At 66.8% G+C, this 4,586-nt stretch carries 6 protein-coding genes; 5 read left to right on the plus strand and 1 reads right to left on the minus strand.

Annotated elements, in window-relative coordinates; all coding sequences use genetic code 11:
• Positions 1–678 precede the first annotated feature (678 nt).
• The 4 genes from E1261_RS43285 to E1261_RS43300 all read left to right on the plus strand — a co-directional run bounded on the left by E1261_RS43285 (position 679) and on the right by E1261_RS43300 (position 3,389).
• Positions 679–1,224: a P-loop nucleotide/nucleoside kinase family protein gene (locus tag E1261_RS43285; protein ID WP_165952853.1), complete on the plus strand. Its 546-nt coding sequence runs from the start codon at positions 679–681 to the stop codon at positions 1,222–1,224.
• Between the two features lie 46 nt (positions 1,225–1,270).
• Positions 1,271–1,954, plus strand: a complete 684-nt coding sequence (locus tag E1261_RS43290) for an RraA family protein (protein ID WP_238176816.1) — start codon at positions 1,271–1,273, stop codon at positions 1,952–1,954.
• A complete protein-coding gene (locus E1261_RS43295; RefSeq protein WP_238176817.1) occupies positions 1,951–2,730 on the plus strand; it encodes an aldo/keto reductase in 780 nt (259 codons plus the stop codon). The genes E1261_RS43290 and E1261_RS43295 overlap by 4 nt, the downstream gene beginning before the upstream one ends.
• Positions 2,731–2,846: 116 nt before the next feature.
• On the plus strand, positions 2,847–3,389 hold the full coding sequence (locus E1261_RS43300; RefSeq protein ID WP_132415945.1) for a hypothetical protein: 543 nt from the start codon (positions 2,847–2,849) through the stop codon (positions 3,387–3,389).
• On the opposite strand, the gene E1261_RS43305 is transcribed toward E1261_RS43300, so the two are convergent.
• Complete coding sequence (locus tag E1261_RS43305; RefSeq protein WP_132415947.1) at positions 3,379–4,260, minus strand: LLM class flavin-dependent oxidoreductase; 882 nt, start codon at positions 4,258–4,260, stop codon at positions 3,379–3,381. The genes E1261_RS43300 and E1261_RS43305 overlap by 11 nt on opposite strands.
• 77 nt (positions 4,261–4,337) lie before the next feature.
• On the opposite strand from E1261_RS43305, the gene E1261_RS43310 reads away from it, so the two are divergent.
• The coding region (locus E1261_RS43310; protein WP_132415949.1) for a MarR family winged helix-turn-helix transcriptional regulator at positions 4,338–4,586 on the plus strand (249 nt) is incomplete at its 3' end.

The following is a 4,586-nucleotide window of genomic DNA, read 5'->3' on the forward strand; positions in this document are numbered from 1 at the left end:
GAACAGCTCCCCGTTCCCCAACCCCCACGCCGCTCTCTGTGCACCCAGATCGTCTTTGGGAACCCCTCAACCACTTCGAGCCCCCGGAGACCGGTTGGTGGATACCCAAAGATGGATCTCGCGCACAAAGACAAGGACGAACCGTCGCCGACCCCGCCCAGCCACGCCTCCGCGGTCAGCGGCCGCAGTGGCGAGCAACCTCCCCCGGCCGCGTCCGAGCGGCCCCGGGGGGATGCACACGGACAGGACGTATACGCCTCCTACATGCCGCGCTCACGCTCACCGAGCCAGGCGCCAGCGCCCAACTGGGTGACACCTCCTGTCCTTCGGCAGATCACACCGCTCCGTCACGTCACCACAGCCGCCCGTTCGTGCAAACCACCGAGGATGAGCGGAAGTCGTGGACCGTCTGCCGTGGTGGGCGCGCCCGGCGACGCTAATGACACGTAGTGGCCCCAGCATCGGGCACTTGCTGAGCGTGGGCGGCAATCGGCAATGCCGCTGAGAGGTACTACTACGTGTTCTTGCCGACGCCACCCGAACAACAGGACGTATAGGCCTACTACCTCCCCGCGCCACGCTCACGACTACCCGCCAGAGCGTCAAATCGGCGTACACCTCCTGTCGTTGCGCAAAATTCGGCTGGCGAGTCGGCGCGGAGATGGCTAGGGTGCGGCGGTGCACTCGATCCCATTGGTGGTTGTTGTAAGTGGTCCACCAGGGACCGGCAAGACGACGTTGGCGCATCGGGTGGCGGGCGCGATCGGGTGTCCGGCGATCTGCCGGGACGAGATCAAGGAGGGGATGGTCCACGCCACCCCGGGATTCGTCCCCGGACCGGGTGATCCGCTCACGATGCGGACGCTGTCGACGTTCTTCGATGTGATCGGTCTGCTCGTCGGCCGCGGTACGACGATCGTCGCCGAAGCTGCGTTCCAGGACCGGATCTGGTCCCCCGGACTGAGTCCGCTCCTCGGCCGCGCCGACCTTCGCATCCTGCACTGCACAGTCCCCGCCGAGGTCGCGCTCGACCGCATCACCGCGCGGACCGCGAGCGACCCACGGCGTGCTGCACACGAGGACGCGCAGATCACCGCAGATGCGCGACTGCGGACCCACAACGCCTTCCAGGCAGTGGATCTGCCGGTACCGATCCTCACCGTCGACACCTCGGTCGAGAACTACAACCCGTCGTTTCCCGAGATTCTGCGGTTTCTGTCCTAGCGACCTATTACTGTCGTCGGTGAATCGACCGATGAGGGGTGTGGGCATGCTGGAACGGTTCGACGAACTCACCACCGCACACGTGGCAGACGCTTGTCTCCGTGTGGGTTTGCCGGTGCGGACGGTGTCACTGACTGCTGTGACTGGCGGTCGCGTTGCCGGTCGAGTGCTGCCGGTCCAGCATGTGGGCAGCGTCGACGTCTTCCTGGAGGCGTTCGAGAGCGCCGCCGAGGGCGACGTGCTGGTGATCGACAACGGCGGACGCCGCGACGAAGCATGTGCCGGTGACATGGTCGCGCTCGAGGCAAAGGCCGCTGGCCTGAGTGGCGTCGTGATCTGGGGTCTGCACCGCGATACCGTTGATATACAGGCGATCGGGCTTCCCGTGTTCAGTCTCGGCGCAATGCCGACCGGCCCACTTCGACTCGACCCACAGCCGGCCGATGCGTTGCTCACGGCAACTATTGGCGAATGGACCGTGACCCGCGACGACGTCGTACTCGGCGACGAGGACGGCGTGCTCTTCGTGCCGGCGGACCGGATCGGCGAGCTGTTCGACCTGGCCGAGTCCATCCGCGACACCGAGCGCAGACAGGCCGCCGAGATCCGGCCGGGCCGTTCGCTGCGCGAGCAGGTCAGGTTCGCGGAGTACCTGACGGCCCGGGCTGCCGATCCGTCGCTGACCTTCCGTCAGCACCTTCGTGCGGTGAAGGGAGCGGTCGAAGAGTGACCACCACCTGGAAGCTCGGTGACCACACCGTACGGCGGATCGGGTTCGGCGCGATGCGGCTCGACCCGGCCACCGGCGTCGCCGTACTGCGTCGTGCTGTCGAGCTCGGAGTAGACCACTTCGACACCGCAGCGTTCTACGGCCCGGCGAACGAGCTGATCCGCGAAGCCCTCTCGCCGTACCCGCCGGAGCTGCTGATTTCGACGAAGGTCGGCCCGGGGAACGACCCCGACCGCGGCTTCTACCAAGCCACCACGACCGCCGAGCTCCGCGCGCAGGTCGAGGACAATCTGCGTGCCCTCGGCGTCGACTCCCTCAACCTGGTCAACCTCCGCGTAGCCGACGACTCCGGCCCCCTGGCCGACCGCTTCGCCGTACTGGCTGACCTCCGCGACCAGGGCCTGATCCAGCACCTCGGCATCTCCAACGTCCGCCCCGACCACCTCCACGAGGCCCTCGCGATCGCCCCGGTCGTCTGCGTCCAGAACAACTACTCGGTCGACCTCCGCACCGACGACCCCCTCATCGACCTCTGCGCAACCGAAGGCATCGCCTACGTCCCGTTCTCCGCGATGGTCGGGGCACCGAGGGCCACGGTCCAAGCGGTCGCCGACGCCCAAGGGTTCAGCCCGCAGCAGGTCCGGCTCGCCTGGACCCTCCACCGCTCCCCCAACATCCTCGCGATCCCAGGCACCGGCAAGATCCCGCACCTCGAGCAGAACGTCGCAGCCGGCGACATCCAGCTCACCGCGCAGGAGCTCGCGATACTCGGCTGATCCGCCGATCACCGACTGATGGCGGCGCGGATGGCTGGGCCCCCCTCGTTGCTCCAGAAGAGCGCGCGACCTTGGACTGACCTACGCTGAGTAGTCCACCAACTGCGGGGGGACGCATGCGGTATCTGAAGATCGTTGGAGTGCTGGCAGCCATCGGACTCGTGGGATTCCTTGTCGACCTCAATCACGGCCGCGCTTTGGGGATCGGCGACGGGAGCATGACGATCGGCGTCCCAGTTCCGGCGGGAAAGCCGGTCGAGGTGTACTACCTCGCGCCGTCGCCGAGCCGGAACAACAGCGGGAACCCGATTACCTTGGTCTCCGCCCAGCCGGGCACCGCTGATCCGGGCCTGGAGTTCGTCGAGGCACGGATCTATCAGGTCGACGCCTTTCCGAACGGCGACCCGCCGCTCAGTTGGACTGCCAGCAACGGATCCGCCTGGGACCCGGCCGCGCGGCCGTCAGTTCCGCTCGCTGGCTACGTTCTCGCCGAACACTATGACCTGAGTGCGCAGGTCATCTTGGCGAGGTTCCGCGTCACCACCGATCAACGCCCGCTGCAGGCTTCGGATTTCCGCCTCACCTACCGCAATGGCTTCCGCGATCACACGCAGACACTGCACTGCGTCTTCCGCGTGGAACCACCCGTCACCGACTGATGGCGGCGCGGACGGCTGGGACTACTTCGGTGCTCCAGCGGGCGAGTTGTACGTCAAAGGGGTCGGTTCCGCGCGGGAAGAACGTGAAACCGCCGGCGCCGTGGTTGAGGATCGCGTCGGTGAGTTCGTCGACCCACTGGCCGGTGGATCCGCCGATCCACATACCGTCGTCGCCGCGAGTACGGCGTACTGGGGTGCTCGTGAGTTCGCCTGGGAAGTTGTAGATCGTGGCGACATCGGCAGGCTTGCGACCGACGGACAGGGCGGCCTCGTCGATGATCGGGCGGGACCAGCGGTACCGCTCGCTCAGCCAGTCGGCCGAGTGGCCCGGGATCCAGCCGTCGGCCTGACGACCGGTTGCGGCCAGCGACTTCGGGCCGTTCGAACCGGTCCAGATCAGGGGCGCAGCGACTGGAGCCGGGCGGAGTTTGCCGATCGGATAGTGCTTCGTGGGCTGCGGATCACCGCCGTCGGACAGCCCGCGGACCAGCTGCATCGCCTCCTCGAACGCCTGCACGGCCGCCGCCGGCCGAAGCTCCGGGACGCCCATCGTGGTGATCTGATCCCACGCTCCACCGGCCCCGAGACCGAGGATGAACCGACCTTCCGACAACGCGGCGAGCGAGGTCGCCGTTCGCGCCAGCACCGGCGCCGGGCGCAGCGGCAGGTTGGTGACGTTGACGAATGCGGACAAGCGCGTCGTCCGGCCGAGCAGTACGCCGATCGTCGCGTACCCGTCGAGCAGGTTCGCGACGTACGGATGATCCGACACGCTGACGTGATCCAGCCCGTCCCGATCGGCCTGCACAGCCAGCTGCAACACGGCTCCGACATCGCGAACCCCGGCCGGTGAGCCATATCCGAACCACATGATGAACCTCCTAATTTAGTTCGTAGGCCTAAATAGTAGCCCTACGAAGTATCAGGCGTCCGGACTACAGTGGTGTCATGGCGACGAAGACGGCCCGCGACACCGAGCTGACCGGTGCCCTCATCCAGGTCATGCACCTCCTCCAGGACCTGTACGCCGAGACCAGCCGCCCGCTCGGCTTGACCCCGCAGCAGGCGCATTTGCTCTGCGTGCTGCTCATGGGCCCCCAGGGCATGACCGATCTCAGCCGCATCCTCAGCATCGAACGCTCCACCCTCACCAACATGGTCGACCGCCTGGAACGCCGTACCCTCGTCGCCCGAACC

This window comes from Kribbella albertanoniae, from assembly GCF_004348455.1.
In the GTDB taxonomy this organism is placed as follows: domain Bacteria; phylum Actinomycetota; class Actinomycetes; order Propionibacteriales; family Kribbellaceae; genus Kribbella; species Kribbella albertanoniae.

What these genes read in the sequence shown, in the direction of transcription:
- E1261_RS43290 (WP_238176816.1), top strand. Translation starts at nt 1,271, where the DNA reads ATGCTGGAACGGTTCGACGAACTCACCACCGCACACGTGGCAGACGCT.
- E1261_RS43300 (WP_132415945.1), top strand. Translation starts at nt 2,847, where the DNA reads ATGCGGTATCTGAAGATCGTTGGAGTGCTGGCAGCCATCGGACTCGTG.
- E1261_RS43305 (WP_132415947.1), bottom strand. Translation starts at nt 4,260, where the DNA reads ATGTGGTTCGGATATGGCTCACCGGCCGGGGTTCGCGATGTCGGAGCC.